This is a genomic window from Candidatus Methylomirabilis sp., from assembly GCF_028716865.1.
Taxonomy (GTDB): domain Bacteria; phylum Methylomirabilota; class Methylomirabilia; order Methylomirabilales; family Methylomirabilaceae; genus Methylomirabilis.
Genome location: NZ_JAQUOY010000003.1, coordinates 128,052 through 141,935, shown reverse-complemented (window position 1 = coordinate 141,935; position 13,884 = coordinate 128,052). Strand labels below are relative to the sequence as shown.

General features: G+C 60.3%; 15 protein-coding genes and 1 pseudogene. 11 read left to right on the top strand and 5 right to left on the bottom strand.

Annotated elements, in window-relative coordinates; all coding sequences use genetic code 11:
• The 4 genes and pseudogenes from PHV01_RS02610 to glk all read left to right on the top strand — a co-directional run.
• Positions 1 to 389: pseudogene (locus PHV01_RS02610) on the top strand (6-phosphogluconate dehydrogenase (decarboxylating)); the annotation flags it as partial.
• 4 nt (positions 390 to 393) lie between these two features.
• Positions 394 to 1,989, top strand: a complete 1,596-nt coding sequence (zwf, locus tag PHV01_RS02605; RefSeq protein WP_337289588.1) for a glucose-6-phosphate dehydrogenase — start codon at positions 394 to 396, stop codon at positions 1,987 to 1,989.
• Positions 1,990 to 2,046: 57 nt separating this feature from the next.
• The gene (gene pgl / locus PHV01_RS02600; RefSeq protein WP_337289587.1) at positions 2,047 to 2,808 is read left to right on the top strand and encodes a 6-phosphogluconolactonase; all 762 of its coding nucleotides are present in this window, start codon (positions 2,047 to 2,049) and stop codon (positions 2,806 to 2,808) included.
• On the top strand, positions 2,805 to 3,809 hold the full coding sequence (gene glk / locus PHV01_RS02595; protein ID WP_337289586.1) for a glucokinase: 1,005 nt from the start codon (positions 2,805 to 2,807) through the stop codon (positions 3,807 to 3,809). Before pgl ends, glk begins: the two co-directional genes overlap by 4 nt.
• Here the strand turns inward: glk and PHV01_RS02590 are convergent.
• From PHV01_RS02590 to PHV01_RS02580, 3 genes are all read right to left on the bottom strand, one after another.
• On the bottom strand, positions 3,792 to 4,061 hold the full coding sequence (locus PHV01_RS02590; RefSeq protein WP_337289585.1) for a BrnA antitoxin family protein: 270 nt from the start codon (positions 4,059 to 4,061) through the stop codon (positions 3,792 to 3,794). The two genes, glk and PHV01_RS02590, sit on opposite strands and share 18 nt — an antisense overlap.
• The gene (locus tag PHV01_RS02585; RefSeq protein WP_337289593.1) at positions 4,045 to 4,236 is read right to left on the bottom strand and encodes a BrnT family toxin; all 192 of its coding nucleotides are present in this window, start codon (positions 4,234 to 4,236) and stop codon (positions 4,045 to 4,047) included. Before PHV01_RS02585 ends, PHV01_RS02590 begins: the two co-directional genes overlap by 17 nt.
• A gap of 129 nt (positions 4,237 to 4,365) precedes the next feature.
• Positions 4,366 to 5,055: a DNRLRE domain-containing protein gene (locus tag PHV01_RS02580; protein WP_337289584.1), complete on the bottom strand. Its 690-nt coding sequence runs from the start codon at positions 5,053 to 5,055 to the stop codon at positions 4,366 to 4,368.
• Positions 5,056 to 5,268: 213 nt separating this feature from the next.
• Between PHV01_RS02580 and PHV01_RS02575 the strand changes: the two genes are divergently transcribed.
• On the top strand, positions 5,269 to 5,919 hold the full coding sequence (locus PHV01_RS02575; RefSeq protein WP_337289583.1) for a TIGR04282 family arsenosugar biosynthesis glycosyltransferase: 651 nt from the start codon (positions 5,269 to 5,271) through the stop codon (positions 5,917 to 5,919).
• A gap of 32 nt (positions 5,920 to 5,951) precedes the next feature.
• Here the strand turns inward: PHV01_RS02575 and PHV01_RS02570 are convergent, their stop codons facing one another.
• Positions 5,952 to 6,647, bottom strand: a complete 696-nt coding sequence (locus PHV01_RS02570) for an HAD family hydrolase (RefSeq protein ID WP_337289582.1) — start codon at positions 6,645 to 6,647, stop codon at positions 5,952 to 5,954.
• Between the two features lie 56 nt (positions 6,648 to 6,703).
• Positions 6,704 to 10,276 carry a GAF domain-containing protein gene (locus PHV01_RS02565; RefSeq protein WP_337289581.1) on the bottom strand — a complete coding sequence of 1,191 codons (3,573 nt, stop codon included), beginning with the start codon at positions 10,274 to 10,276 and terminating at the stop codon, positions 6,704 to 6,706.
• 478 nt (positions 10,277 to 10,754) lie between these two features.
• Between PHV01_RS02565 and PHV01_RS02560 the strand changes: the two genes are divergently transcribed.
• The 6 genes from PHV01_RS02560 to PHV01_RS02535 are packed head-to-tail and all read left to right on the top strand — an operon-like array spanning position 10,755 to position 13,815.
• Positions 10,755 to 11,747, top strand: coding sequence for a 4-hydroxy-3-methylbut-2-enyl diphosphate reductase (locus tag PHV01_RS02560; protein WP_337289580.1), 993 nt, complete (start codon positions 10,755 to 10,757; stop codon positions 11,745 to 11,747).
• Between the two features lie 31 nt (positions 11,748 to 11,778).
• Complete coding sequence (locus tag PHV01_RS02555; protein ID WP_337289579.1) at positions 11,779 to 11,904, top strand: hypothetical protein; 126 nt, start codon at positions 11,779 to 11,781, stop codon at positions 11,902 to 11,904.
• Between the two features lie 11 nt (positions 11,905 to 11,915).
• Positions 11,916 to 12,317: a DUF3568 family protein gene (locus PHV01_RS02550; protein WP_337289578.1), complete on the top strand. Its 402-nt coding sequence runs from the start codon at positions 11,916 to 11,918 to the stop codon at positions 12,315 to 12,317.
• 19 nt (positions 12,318 to 12,336) lie between these two features.
• Positions 12,337 to 12,723 (top strand): hypothetical protein, encoded by a 387-nt coding sequence (locus tag PHV01_RS02545; RefSeq protein WP_337289577.1) that lies wholly within the window; start codon positions 12,337 to 12,339, stop codon positions 12,721 to 12,723.
• A 10-nt stretch (positions 12,724 to 12,733) separates the two neighbouring features.
• On the top strand, positions 12,734 to 13,258 hold the full coding sequence (locus tag PHV01_RS02540) for a hypothetical protein (protein WP_337289576.1): 525 nt from the start codon (positions 12,734 to 12,736) through the stop codon (positions 13,256 to 13,258).
• Positions 13,259 to 13,260: 2 nt separating this feature from the next.
• Positions 13,261 to 13,815, top strand: a complete 555-nt coding sequence (locus PHV01_RS02535; RefSeq protein WP_337289575.1) for an OmpH family outer membrane protein — start codon at positions 13,261 to 13,263, stop codon at positions 13,813 to 13,815.
• Positions 13,816 to 13,884 lie beyond the last annotated feature (69 nt).

Here is a 13,884-nt window from a genome sequence, read left to right as displayed (position 1 = left end):
TGATGCAGGCCTATGCGGAGGGCTTCGACATCCTGCGTAATGCGGTCTCACAGGACCTCTCTGAGGAGTACCGTTATGACTTCAACGTGGCTGACATTGCGGAGGTATGGCGGCGCGGCAGCGTCGTGTCATCGTGGCTGCTCGACCTGACGGCGATGGCGCTCGCGGAAGACCCGACGCTCTCCAACTATACCGGCGTTGTCCAGGATTCGGGTGAGGGACGCTGGACGATCATGACGGCGATTGAAGAGGCCGTACCGGCCGATGTCCTGTCGGCGTCCTTGTACGCGCGCTTCCGGTCCCGGCAGGCGCACACGTTTGCCGAGAAGCTGTTGTCGGCGATGCGACAGAAGTTCGGCGGACATGCCGAGCCTCCCGCAGGAAGCTAGCCAAATGGCGCCCGCGCAGATCCTGACCGAGGCGATCACGGAGCCCTCCCGCTACCAGGTGCCGGAAGGGTGTGCGCTGGTCATCTTCGGCGCATCCGGCGACCTGACCAGGCGCAAGCTCTTGCCTGCCCTGTACGCGCTGGCGCACGACGGCCTGCTCCCTACCCGGTTTGCGGTGATCGGGTTCGCGAGACGAGAGAAGGACCACGAAGCGTTCCGCGAGGAGATGCGCGGGGCGGTGGAGCAGTTTTCTCGTTTGCAGCCGCTCAACGTTGAGGTGTGGGACCGCCTGGCGCGAAGCCTCTACTATGTCGCGGCCTCATTCGAGGATCCTGCCGGATACGAGCGGCTCCGTGCCCTTCTCGCTGATGTAGATCAGAAACATGGGACCGGCGGCAATCGGCTTTACTACCTGGCCACACCGCCTGCGGCCTACGCTGGAGTTGTGGCCCGCTTAGGGGCTGCCGAACTGGTAAACGAGGTCTGGGACGGTCCGCACGATACCGCTCCTGCGCCTGAGGCTCACGGCTGTTGCCGGATCATCGTCGAAAAGCCGTTCGGGCGGGATCTGGCGACGGCTATCGCCCTGAATGCCGAGATCCATCGGGTCTTCCGAGAGCGGCAGGTGTACCGCATCGATCACTACCTCGGCAAGGAAACCGTCCAGAACATCCTGACCTTCCGCTTCGGCAACAGCATCTTTGAGCCGTTGTGGAACCGGCGGTATGTCGACCACGTCCAGATCCTGGTCGCGGAAGACCTGGGCGTGGAGGGCCGAGGGAGCTATTACGACAGCGCGGGCGCCATGCGGGATATGGTGCAAAACCACATGCTGCAACTCCTGTCGCTGGTCGCCATGGAGCCTCCCGCCACATTCGAGCCCGACGCGGTCCGCGATGAGAAGGTCAAGGTCTTGCGGGCGATCCGTGGGATCCCAACACAGCGCGCCGACGACACCACTGTCCGAGCGCAGTATATCAGCGGTCAGCTTCACGGGAAGAAGATCGCGGCCTACGCCGACGAGCCGGAGGTTGCGGCGGAGACGGCAATGGAGACCTTCGCGGCGCTGCGCCTGGAGATCGACAACTGGCGCTGGGCGGGGGTACCGTTCTACCTGCGCACCGGTAAGGCGTTTCCGAAGCGGATCACCGAGGTCACCATCCAATACCGACAGCCACCCCTCCTCTTGTTTCAACAGGCTGGCCATGCGGGCCATGAGAACCAGGATATCGTGAAGCCCAACCGACTCACCCTTCGAATCCAGCCCGACGAGGGGATCTCGCTACGGGTCGGGCTCAAGCCACCGGGACCGCGAATCAGCCTGGTGCCGGCCCGATTGGGCTTCTCGTACCGGGAGGCGTTCGGGGTCGATCCCGAGGAGGCCTACGAGCGGCTGCTGCTGGACTGTATGCTCGGGGACTCGACGCTGTTCATTCGGCGTGATGAGGTCGAGGCTGCATGGGCGCTGATAACGCCGGTGGTCGAATCCTGGGCCGCCGCCGGCCGCACCGGCCTGGCGTACTACCCCGCCGGTAGCTGGGGTCCAAAAGAGGCCGACCGCTTCATCGAGGCCGACGGCCGGGAGTGGGTCAACCCATAATCGTGCGGAGACGCTCGCACCGAGGAGGTCGCAGAAGCATTGGAGAGCGGGAGGACGGTGGAGCGTGTAAGCGATCTGCTGGTGGTGGCCGATCAGGCCGCCATCGCTCAGGAGGCCGCCAAGCGGGTCGTCGCGATCGCCCAGGAGGCGGTGGCCCGCTGTGGCCGCTTTACCGTTGCCTTGGCGGGTGGATCGACCCCGAAGCGCCTCTACTCACTCCTGGCGGACGAGCCGTACCGTACTCGCCTGCCGTGGCGGGAGACCCACCTCTTCTGGGGAGACGAGCGAGCTGTACCGCCTGAGCACCCGGAGTCAAACTTCGGCATGGCAAAAGAGAGCCTTCTCAGTCGCGTTCCGATACCTGCGAACCAGGTACACCGGATGCAGGCCGAGCGAGCAGACCTGGATGAGGCGGCCGGCGAGTACCAGGCCGAGATCGCCAAGACCTTCGCCGCGCAGCCATCGGATAAGCCGCCTGCGTTCGACCTTATTCTTCTGGGTTTGGGACCTGATGGTCACACCGCCTCGCTGTTCCCGTACACTCGGGCACTTCGAGAAATCAGTCGATGGGTAGCGCCCAACTACATTCCTACGTTGAAGGCGAATCGCCTGACGTTTACGACATCCATCCTCAACCGGGCCACCACGATCCTGTTTCTGGTCTCCGGGATCGAGAAGGCCGCGGCGCTCCAGGTGGTCCTCGAAGGGCCACCAGCCCCTGAGCGACTTCCGGCTCAACTCATTCGGCCCATAGCAGGTCGGTTGGTGTGGTTGGTCGATCAGGCCGCCGCAAGTCGGCTCGGCGATAGAATCCCATGATTCTTGCCGGCGACATTGGGGGGACAAAGACCGTTATCGGCCTGTTTGAAGCGGACGGTAACCGACTGCACGTCATCCGCGAAGAGACGTTCCCTAGCCAGAGTTACGGGTCGCTGGAGGCGATCCTCAACCAGTTCATGGGCCCTGGGTCTGCCGCGTCACTCAGCGTGGCCTGCTTCGGGGTGGCCGGACCGATAATCGAAGGAACAAGTAGAGCGACAAACCTCCCCTGGGAGTTGGATGAGCGCAGCCTGGCCGAAGCTTTTCGCCTTCCGCGAGTGAAGCTCCTGAACGATCTGGAAGCAGCAGCCTACGGGATGCTCCACCTCGATCCAACCGACCTGTGCGTACTTCAGCCAGGCCCGCCGCGCAAGGGCAACATTGTCGTCATCGCAGCCGGGACAGGTCTAGGGGAGGCGATCCTCTACTGGGATGGGACGCGGTATCACCCCATGGCCACTGAGGGAGGGCACACTGATTTCGGCCCACGAAGCGACCTTGAGATTGGACTCCTGCGCTACCTGCAACGGGAGTATGGCCGCGTCAGTTATGAGCGCGTGCTGTCCGGACCGGGGCTCTTCAACATCTATCGGTTCCTGCGAGACAGCGGCATAGCCCAGGAGCCGGAGTGGCTGCGCAAGCGGATCGCGGAGGACGACCCAGGGGCTGTCATCTCAGAGATCGGGCTCACAGGCGACGACCCACTCTGTACCAAAGCGCTCGAACTGTTCGTCTCTGTGTACGGAGCAGAGGCGGGCAATCTAGCCCTGAAGGCATTCGCCATCGGTGGGGTATATATCGGGGGAGGGATCGCGCCGAAGATCCTTGTAGAGGCACGCGGCCACATGCCCCTACGCACTGCGTTCACCCGCGCCTTCACCGACAAGGGACGCTTCGCCGACCTGCTTCGGTCAATCGACGTGAGGGTCGCCCTGAACCTCCGCACGCCTCTGCTCGGCGCCGCGCACTACGGCCTTATGCTGTTAGGCAGGCACTCGTAAGCGCCCCGCCTTTCCGATCTCCTCACGGATTACGCGTCGGATTGTGTCTTCGTCCATGGGTGGGCTCGCCTTGCCAAGATAGGCGCGGAGTGCATCATTGATCATGGTCTGATAGCCACGTCCGGAGGCATCCGCTCGATCACGAAACGCCTCGAGGATATCATCATCGATGTAGATCGTGATGCGTGTCTTCCCGGTCTGAGGAACCACCGCTCCCCGCTTTGCCCTGCTGAAGTCATATTCCCGCTTCATACGCCTGCCACTCTCTCCGGGTTGCCCAACGTGCAGAAATCAGCCGAATGTCTTCACCCCGGAACGTGTAGACCACCACCAGAAGCCGTCCGACGGGATCCAGGCCTATCGACACGAACCGCTGCTCATCTTCCGTATGCTCATCCTCTTCTGTGAGCGCATTAGGATCGAACAGGACGCCCTCCGCATCAGCAAACCGATCCCGTGCTTCCGCGCATTCACTTCGGCCTTTGCCGGATCCCAGACGATCCTCATATATGTATAATATGCATATACAGTTCTGTCAAGCTGACATGATAATTTACTACTTAGAGAAATTCACCCGTAGCGAAAAACCGTCCAGGAGGGTCCAGCACTTCTCGCTATCTTTGATCAGGCCTTTTTCTTCCTTAGAGGCTGCAAATACGAAGCCATGATTCGTCTTTGTCCCATCTACCCAGGCTTGCACCGCATCAGTGACGTCGACACTGATGACGGAGCCGACAGGCTTCTCAGGAAGGCCATCCTTGTAGAGGTCTCCGGCAATGGTATCCGGCGCCTTCGCAACATCCATCTCAGGTATGCCGTGCCAATCCTCTGTTGCGAGCAAGAGCTTCGTCACACATGATGCCGGTGATCCTTTGCTTGATGACCTGGCACCATCCTTGATCGCGTAGTTAAAGGTCGCTTTGGTGACCGTCTTGCCTTGAGATTTGCTCAGCAGGTCTACATCGAATTTCACGGCGCCTCGATAGATGCGATTATATATGAGTTCCTTCGAATCAACGCCCGTTTTGAAAGAGTGTTCCCAACCCACCACAACACCTACGATCCCTTGTTTAAGAAGCGCCACGGTAGCCTCTCCCGTCAATCCTTCCTTGCTCTCGTCTTGGAATTCAACGTGACTGGAACTGCCCAATTTGATCGGCCCGACCAGAGAGCTTTGGCACCCTCCAAGGAACGGTAAAAGAACAAAAGCTAAACAGATCCGTAGCCGGAATGTTCTCATGTGCATGTCGAGTCTCCTTAATTCGCGAGAAGGGTATCAGATTAAAGATATGGGTCTCAGTCATCGTTGTGCTAACATCCGTACCCCAAACCTGGGAGACGGTCAAGTCTTTTTGGTGGCAAGGGGACAAGACTGAATTGCCTCGCTCAGGCAGGTCGGATTGACAAGCGAGAGGGGGTCCGATACTCTTCCCTTATGCGACAATACGCTATCGCAGTGATGGCCAGGGCGCCTGAGGCGGGTCAGGTCAAGACGCGCCTCGTTCCGCCATTGAGCTATGAGGGCGCGGCTGAACTGTACCGGTGCCTTCTGCTGGATAAGCTGCTGCAGGTGGCCGAACTCCCTGGGATCGATCCGTACCTGGCCTTCACACCTCTCGAGGCAAGGCAATCGATGCTTGCGCTGTTGCCGGAGGCCTTTGCGCTGATTCCGCAAGCCGGATCGAGTCTTGGTGACCGGCTTCACCGGCTCTCAGCGATCCTCCTGGAACGAGGCCACCCGGCGGCCATCCTCATCGACAGCGACAGTCCGACCCTGCCCACGTCCTACCTGCTGGATGCGATCGCGCGACTGCAGAGCGGGACCACAGACCTCGTGCTCGGCCCGGCAGAGGACGGAGGCTATTACCTTATCGGGCTCAAGCGCCCCTGCCGAGCGCTCTTTGATAATATCCCGTGGAGCGGCCCCACAGTTCTCAATGAAACACTCCACCGCGCTGCGACGCAACGACTACAGGTTGCAACGCTCCCGTCCTGGTTCGACGTGGATACACCGGAGGATCTGACCAGGCTTCGACACGATCTGGCGACCGCCGGGACCACTGTTGCTCCCCATACGCGGCGCTTCTTGTTTGGTGGGCGGGAAGGCTGAGATTGTCGGTGGGCTCTCATAACGAGGCTGGTTTACGAAAGCTGCATCAGGACCAGGTCGGCGGCTTCTGACAGGTCGCGTGCCTTGGGGCAGTCCACGTGGTCCCACAGACCGGCAGGATCGAGCAGGATCGCGTGTAACCCCGCCGCTCTCGACCCTACGATATCGATGGAGTACAGATCGCCGATGTAGAGGGCCTCGGCGGGGCTGATCCCGACCTGGTCCAGCGCGATCTGAAAGATCCTGGGATCAGGCTTTTCGACCCCAACCAGCCGTGAGTCCAGTACAAAATGAAAGTACGGGCGCAGCCCGCGCTCCGTCACAAGCCGCTCAACCCACCCGTTCGAATTCGAGATCATGCCGAGTGTAAGCCCGTGACCGTGCAGCGTCTCAAGGACAGTATGGGCCTGCGGGTTAGGCTGGTTCCAGAGGTTATACGCCCGATGGTACTCGGCGAGTCGATGTAGAGCCTGCTCCGCGGCCACTCCCCATTGCACCCCCAAGCCCTCACAGACAAACTGCATGTACGTCTGAAAGATCTGCGGCGCTTCGGTAGAGTTGCGCCTGGCCAGGATCGGATCGAGACGCACCCGGGCGCGATACTCCGCCTCTCGCACTGCCGCTTCCTCGATCTCGAATCCCTCAGCGGCCAGGACCTCGGTTACCACGCCATAGTTGATGAGCATAACAGTGTTGCCGGCATCGAATATCACAGCCTTCAGCGCCATCGTTTCTCCCTTGGGCAGAAGTCCGTCCTCACCGTCCCAGGAGGGGCGACACCTGACTACGCAATCCAGCTTTCTTTCGAAGGGTGACAGAGCGGGAGACAGATCGTGAAGGTGCTCCCCAGGCCTGCGCCCTCGGAGGCGGCCCAGATGCTGCCGCCGTGTAGCTCGATAAGCTGCTTGGTGAGCGCGAGGCCGAGTCCGGTCCCCTGGCGCTGCTTGACGAGGGTAGACTCCAGTTGAATGAAGGGCTGAAAGAGTTTGGGCAGATCCTCCGCCGGAATCCCGACCCCGGTGTCCTGCACGGCGATTTCTACGAACTCGCCAGGGTAGAGGGTATAGGGTTTAAGGTCTGGACGAGAGCCTTCACTAGGCCCTAGGCCCTCCCCCCTAGACCCTGTGCGGGCGGTGACGGTCACGGTCCCGCCTTCCGGCGTGAACTTCACGGCATTCGAAAGGAGGTTCAAGATGATCTGCGTGAAGCGGACGGGATCGGCGGTGATTATCGAAAGACTCTCGTCTACCTGAAGTCCGAGCTGAAGCTGCTTCGCCTCCGCCTGGAAGCGAACCTCTTCCAGGGCCACCGTAAGCGCTTCGTAGAGGACGAAGGTCTCCGGGCGCAGCTCAAGCTTCCCCGCCTCCACCTTGGAGAGGTCGAGGAGGTCGTTGATCAGCGCAAGGAGGTGCTTACCGCTGCTGTGGATATGGCCCAGATAGCGGTCCTGCTTGGCGCTCAGCGGGCCGCAGGTTTCGTCCCGGAGCAACTCGGCAAAGCCGAGAATCGCGTTGAGCGGCGTCCGCAGCTCGTGAGACATATTGGCCAGGAACGCGGACTTGTGGCGAGAGGCGGCCTCCAGTTGAGTGTTGACGACCTGGAGCTGTTGGGTCCGGTCCTCAACCTTGGCTTCGAGCTCACGCGCGGCCTGCTGGATCTCCCGATAGAGCGTACCATTGGCCAAGGCGGCGCCGGCGTACAGGGCGAAGGTGTCGGCCAACGACAACGCCTCAGATCCAAAGCCATCCTCTTCTTCCGAAAGGAGCACAAGCACACCATACAGCCGGCCACGGTACGTCAGTGGAGCGCAGTTAGCGGAACGCACATCCGGATCGAAGACCGGCCAGAACGGGCTGCCGCCCGTCTGCTTGAGGTAGATCGATCGCCCTTCGACGGCCGCCCGAGCCGGTATCCAGGGGTCAGTGAGAGATATCGTCAGCGCCTGTTCAGCCTGGTGCAGCACCTCCGGCGGAAAGCCGACCGATGTCCCCACGTGGAGGCGTCGCGCGGCCTCATCGTACGCCAGCCAGGCGCTCCGGCTGGCACCCGTCGCCCGGTTGACGCCCTGCAGCATGGTAGAGATCGCCTCCGGCTCCGGACCGGATTCGGCGAGGGCGATGGTGCTGTGGGTTAAGGCGGCCAGCGCCTCGCCCCGGCGTAGCGACATCTCATACATACGGGCGTTCTGAATAGAGATGGCCGCCTGCCCGGCGAGGGTCGTGAAGAAATCGACCTCGTTGGCCTCAAAGCGGTGAGGGACCGTGGTCAACACGTGGAGTACACCGATGGTTGTGCCTTGTACAACAAGGGGCACGGCCAGATACGACTTGAGATCGTACCGGCGGATGATCTCCCGATGGTACGTGACTCGAGGGTCGTCCAACAGGTCGTAAATGAGGACCGGCTCTTGGCGCGCGCATAAAACCTCCAGCAGACTCTCGCTTAGCGTAAAGGCTTCCTCTTGGATATCCACCCCACCCGGCAGGCGAAGATAGGCAAAGAGGGTTCGCTTCTTCTCGCAGTCGATCAGACTCAGCCCTACCGCGTCCGTCTTCATGTGGAGATGCACCCGCTCCAGCACCACCTTGATGACCCCTTCTAAGGGGAGCTGGGCGGCGATAGCCTGGTCGATCTCCCGAAGGGTGATCAGCCGCGCCATCCGTTCCTGACTCTCGGCGTACAGTCTGGCATGATGAAGCGCTACAGCCACCTGGTCGACCATCGCCCTCAGTGTGCGCGAAGTGTGCTCTTCCAGAAGCGTTGCCCGACTGTTCGCCAGGAGCAGGGCACCCTCCAGCTTCTCTTCCACCATGAGGGGCAGACTGATCCAGGCCATCACCCCTTCCTGCCGCAGCGCCTCCGTTATGGGATCGGACCCTTCCCATGGGACGCACGTCTCGGTAGGCGCCCCGACCCACGGACAGCCGGCCAGCGGTACATCCCGACCCAGGGCCAGAAAGGTCGGAGAGAAGCCCTCCTCGACCTTGAGCACCAGTCTTCCACGCTCTACCAGGTAGAGCGCCCCCTTGATGGTTGGCCTCAACAGGACAAGGATCTCCCGTAGCGCGATGCGCATCCGCTCGGCCAGATCCGGGACGCAGAGGGTGCTGTCGGTCACCCGTTGGCGAGCCTGGAGCTCCGCAAGTTGCCGCTCGATCTGGCCGTGGGATTGGGCCAGACCTTGTGTCATGGCATTGAACGCTTCACCCAGCGCTACGATCTCGTGGAACCCACTGACCTCAACCCTGACTTGTAGATCACCCTCCTGGACCTGCTGGGCAGCCTTTTCCAAGGTCACAATGGGACGAGCGAGTCCGCCCCCGACCAAGACGGCGCCCACCACAGCAACGGCACCTACCCCAACGAGCAGGATCAGCAGATACCAGCGAAGGCCCGCGACAGGCGCCAGGGCAATACTGGTGGGCATACGCTCGACGACGACAAGGGAGCGGGCTGGACTGCCTGCGCTGAGGGTGATCGACTGAGAGGTGACGACGTGCCCCTCCAGGATCGTTGCGACAGCTTGTTGGGAGAGGATCTGGGTGGCAAGAGTGGGGAGGTCCTGCTGGAGGCGCTGCCCCGTGTTCAGGTCGCTGGGACCACCCCACCGTTTTGCCGAATCGGGGTGCAGGAGGTAAAACCCATCCTGGTCGACAGCATACACGACCTTCCCGGCGGCTGTGCCCTCAAGATGCAGCACATCGAGGAGAATGCCCGCATTGACGTTGATGATCACGATCCCGCGCCGGTGCCCCGCGTCATCGAAGAGGGGGGTGGCGTAGCGGATGGTGGGGCGGTATGGGACTTCGATCTGATCACCCTCCCGATTTAAATTCAGCGGGGAGACAAAGATTTCCCCCGGCCCGAGCTTCATAGTCTCTGGAAAAAAGGACCGCTGCCGACGATTCCTAAGCTGATCACGGGGAACGGCTTGTGGCGGCTTTACACCGTCATAGTCTACCCGCACGACCTCCTGGCCGTCCTCATCGATATAGCGGATCTGGTTGTAGACCTTCCGGTTAGTCGAAAATGCGAGGAAGACCTGCTCCAGCGCCTTCCGCCATTGCTCGACCCCGACCGGGTCGCGAAGGACTCGGGCCTCGATCAGCTCCCGCATGGCAGCCACGTGGTTGAGGACTGGGAGGTCGCCTTGAGCCGTGTCGACGCGGTGCTGTATCTGGTGAGCATCGTGCAGAACGCTCTGCTTCAGCTCCCGTAAGGTCCTCCGCACGAGGTCGTCTGATACTATCCGGATGATAGTGAAACCAAAGGCGCCCAGGGGGATCAAGGAGGCTAAGGCGAACAACGAGATCAAGATGCTGGTCAGCGTGAACCGCCTGAACGAGAAGCTTCGCATCGTCCCTTTCTCAATTGTGTTACGTCGTCATTATATGTCAAATGATTACAAATATCCTCGCATGCTGTCAACACGTAATTATTATTCATCTCTGCCGCCAAGCCGCCAACACAACCGGCGACTCTCTCTTGACAGAGGAGGCCAAGACAGGCTATGGTGATGGCGTTGTGGCGGCAACCTCATTACGGCGAGGAAGCCGAAAGACCTGTCGGCCCGCTGCCGCGAGATGATCAAGGCCTTGGAGAAGGCGACGTTTTGACAGCAGGACTTTCCCTTGCTATGATGCCTAACCATGTTCACACCCCACGTTCGCTTAGCAGTCCTTTTCACCATTACGATCACGTATCCGTTCGTGGTGAGCTTATCGAACCATGAACGGGGAGGCACCCATCGACAGGCTCAGGGTGAACGGATTCGTGGGCGTGGTTATGAATTGCTGCACTAAGGGTGAAAAAGCCATGAGTCAAAAGGCATTCCGATGGCCGTCGAAAAGCTGATTCTCGCCGCACCGAGAGGATTCTGCGCCGGAGTGGACCGCGCTATCGATGTGGTCAAGATCGCCCTCGACCTATACGATGAGCCGGTGTATGTCCGGAAGGAGATCGTTCATAACCGGCACGTGGTGGATGAACTCCGGCAGAAGGGGGCAATCTTCGTCGATGAGCTCGATGAGGTTCCCGATGGCGCGCTCGTTATTTATAGCGCCCACGGGGTCTCACCGGAGGTACGTGCCCAGGCCGCCGCCAAACGGTTAAAGGTCATCGATGCCACCTGTCCCTTGGTCACCAAGGTCCACAATGAGGCGATTAAGTTTGCCCACGAAGGCCACTCTATCATCCTGGTCGGCCATAAAGGACACGATGAGGTGATTGGAACAACGGGCGAGGCCCCGGATGCGATCACCTTGATCGGATCGGAGGACCAGTTGGAAGACTTGAACGTCCCTGATCCCACCAAGGTGGCGGTCATCACGCAAACCACGCTCAGCCTGGATGACACGACGGGGATCATCGAGGCCCTCAAGCGGAAGTTTCCGGCGCTCGCCTTTCCGTCCAAGGAAGATATTTGCTACGCGACCCAGAACCGGCAGACCGCGCTGAAAGAGCTGGCATCGCGCGTTGACCTGATTCTGGCCCTCGGCTCACAGAACAGCTCGAATTCCAAGCGGTTGATCGAGGTCGCCAAGGGGGTGGGGGTCCAGGCCTACCTGATCGACGATGTCAGCGAGATCAATCCAGCGTGGCTTGTTGACACGCGGGTCATTGGGGTCACAGCGGGCGCTTCCGCCCCCGAGCATCTGGTCCAGGGAGTCGTCAGCTACTTTAAGGAGTTGGGCGTGACCGACATCGAGGAGATCGAATCGATCAAGGAGGAGGTGAATTTCGGCCTGCCTCAGGAACTCGTCCGGGAGCGCGCCGGCCTGGAGGTCGGACTATCCTCGCATACAAGTCAGGTGGCAAGCGCCGCATAGTCTGTAGATCACCCATGGTGGGAAGACAGGTATGCGACAGATTGTGATCATCGCCCTCGCATACGGCATCACGCCAATATTGATGGCAGCGACGATCCTGCTGGCTTGGTGGCTGGCCAGGCGAGACGATGCGGGCAGTGAAGGAGAAGGACAATAAGGCGTTCTCGATTGCTCCGGCAAGTCGCATCGACGTTCTTCTTGGTGCTGGCCGGGACCCTTCAAGGATGCCCAGTGATCCTCACGGGTCTGGGCGCGACCGGGGGCGTGGCCGGCACTACCTATGCCAAGGGTGAGTTGGAGCAGATCCACGCCGCTCCGTACAACACGGTGTGGGACGCGACACTCAACGCCTTAAGAACAATGCATGTCGTCGTCTCAGAAACACAGAAAGACCAGGTCAGCGCAAAGGCAGTTGGCGCGGAATTGGATGGGACATCCGTGACGATCACCGTCTTACCGGTTACGAGAGATGCGACCTCTGTTCGAGTTCGCGTCGGAACCTTCGGCGATCGCCCCGCCTCCGAGCGGATCCAGGGCGAGATCGCTGTGGTTCTCAAGAGTGCGACCTGAGCTGACCAAAGAAAGCATCATGCGTTACCGACACGTTGCGACGACATTGCTCTTCCTGGCGATGGCCGGTTGCGCAGGCTTCTTCGGGGAGGACCGGGCGATCAAATCCTACCCCAGCCCCGCCAAGGAAACTCTCGTGGTCGTGAACCAGGCGCTTCGAGACCTCAACTTCTTCCCGACCGATCTGGTGCCGAGCCATTCAAATCCGCGCCTCACGTACTTCTCCACTGCATACCGGGAACAGAGCCTTGGAGAGATCGTGTACGTCGCTGTCCGGGATATGGGGGCCGAACAATCGCAGGTGGAAATCCTGACCCAAAGCGATTTGTCGGGTATTTGGACTTGGTCTACCTGGTGGCCGTCTCTCATCTTCGAGCAGACCGACCGCCGGTTCTATTCACACTGAACAGATCGCAATGAAACGCTCGCTTGCGCCATTTGCCCTCTCCGCGTATCTATGTGTCACATGGGCGGCGGTCGCATGGAGCGGAGAATACACGGCGCCGCTCCCTTACGCCACCATGTACGATCAGCTTACGATCGGCATGAACTGGCGTCGGGCATATGAGATCACCCGCGCCACGGAGTTACAACGGGAACCGGCAGATTTCGAGGCCACCGATCTCCTGCAGTTGGAGTTGGCGAACCGGCGCTGTCAGGCCCAGCTCCTTCGATTGCATTGGTATAAGGGAGATCTCCACTGGGTGGAGCACTTCCAACTCAATTCAACAGGCGTCACCTACCAGGAGCGCGGCGATCCCGACCCGATCGGCGAGGGAATGGTAAGGCGACTGACCGATATTTCACGCCTCTACGCCTCCCACTGGGAAGAGCTCATGACGTCTATTGCTCAGGAAGGATCTCCCGCTTTGCAAGCTAAGGCGAAGCAGGTCTCGGACACCCTGAAGCGGCAGTTGGAAGAACCTCACCACGAGAGATAACGATGAAAACGAGGTCAGGTATTGCGGGTCTTATCGTAAGGTGTTCCATCGCCTGCCTGAGCGCAAGCCTCACTCTCTCTGTTGCGTCGGCGGTCTTCGGCCAAGAACGTCAAAAGATCGGCGTCATGGACTTTCGGGAGATCGTCCTTGGATCCAAGGCCGGCAAAGCCGCTAAGGCGAAAATGGAGAAACTCGCCGAAAAGCTCACGAAAGAGATGAAGGCCGAGGAGGCAAAGCTGCTCGCGCGCCGGAAGGATCTTGAGGCGGCAACGTCTCGGCTCACTTCTGCGCAACGGCAGGACCGTGTCGCAACGCTGGAGCGCGACGAAGCGGCCTTTCAACGCCTCCTCGAAGATAAGACGGAGGAACTGAAAGATATCGAGACAAAGAGCATCCAGGACCTGGCCGGCCGAATCGAACTCATCCTGAAAGCCTACGCCGCCGAAAAAGGGTTTTCCATCATCCTGGAGGCGCAGCGTCCTGGTATCTTGTACTTTAACAAGAATCTCGACCTCAGCACTGAGATCACTAAGAGGTTTGATCGGGCCTCAAAGTAAGGGTCCCTCCCTCGAGATCAGCCAAGTCCCGCCTGCCAGGACACTGACCCGTTGCCGCCACAACGGGTC

Bases quoted from the DNA above. Each gene is read 5' to 3' on its own strand.
- zwf (WP_337289588.1), top strand. From the start codon at position 394: ATGGCGCCCGCGCAGATCCTGACCGAGGCGATCACGGAGCCCTCCCGC.
- glk (WP_337289586.1), top strand. From the start codon at position 2,805: ATGATTCTTGCCGGCGACATTGGGGGGACAAAGACCGTTATCGGCCTG.
- PHV01_RS02590 (WP_337289585.1), bottom strand. From the start codon at position 4,061: ATGAAGCGGGAATATGACTTCAGCAGGGCAAAGCGGGGAGCGGTGGTT.
- PHV01_RS02580 (WP_337289584.1), bottom strand. From the start codon at position 5,055: ATGCACATGAGAACATTCCGGCTACGGATCTGTTTAGCTTTTGTTCTT.
- PHV01_RS02575 (WP_337289583.1), top strand. From the start codon at position 5,269: ATGGCCAGGGCGCCTGAGGCGGGTCAGGTCAAGACGCGCCTCGTTCCG.
- PHV01_RS02570 (WP_337289582.1), bottom strand. From the start codon at position 6,647: ATGGCGCTGAAGGCTGTGATATTCGATGCCGGCAACACTGTTATGCTC.
- PHV01_RS02565 (WP_337289581.1), bottom strand. From the start codon at position 10,276: ATGCGAAGCTTCTCGTTCAGGCGGTTCACGCTGACCAGCATCTTGATC.
- PHV01_RS02560 (WP_337289580.1), top strand. From the start codon at position 10,755: ATGGCCGTCGAAAAGCTGATTCTCGCCGCACCGAGAGGATTCTGCGCC.
- PHV01_RS02555 (WP_337289579.1), top strand. From the start codon at position 11,779: ATGCGACAGATTGTGATCATCGCCCTCGCATACGGCATCACGCCAATA.
- PHV01_RS02545 (WP_337289577.1), top strand. From the start codon at position 12,337: ATGCGTTACCGACACGTTGCGACGACATTGCTCTTCCTGGCGATGGCC.
- PHV01_RS02540 (WP_337289576.1), top strand. From the start codon at position 12,734: ATGAAACGCTCGCTTGCGCCATTTGCCCTCTCCGCGTATCTATGTGTC.
- PHV01_RS02535 (WP_337289575.1), top strand. From the start codon at position 13,261: ATGAAAACGAGGTCAGGTATTGCGGGTCTTATCGTAAGGTGTTCCATC.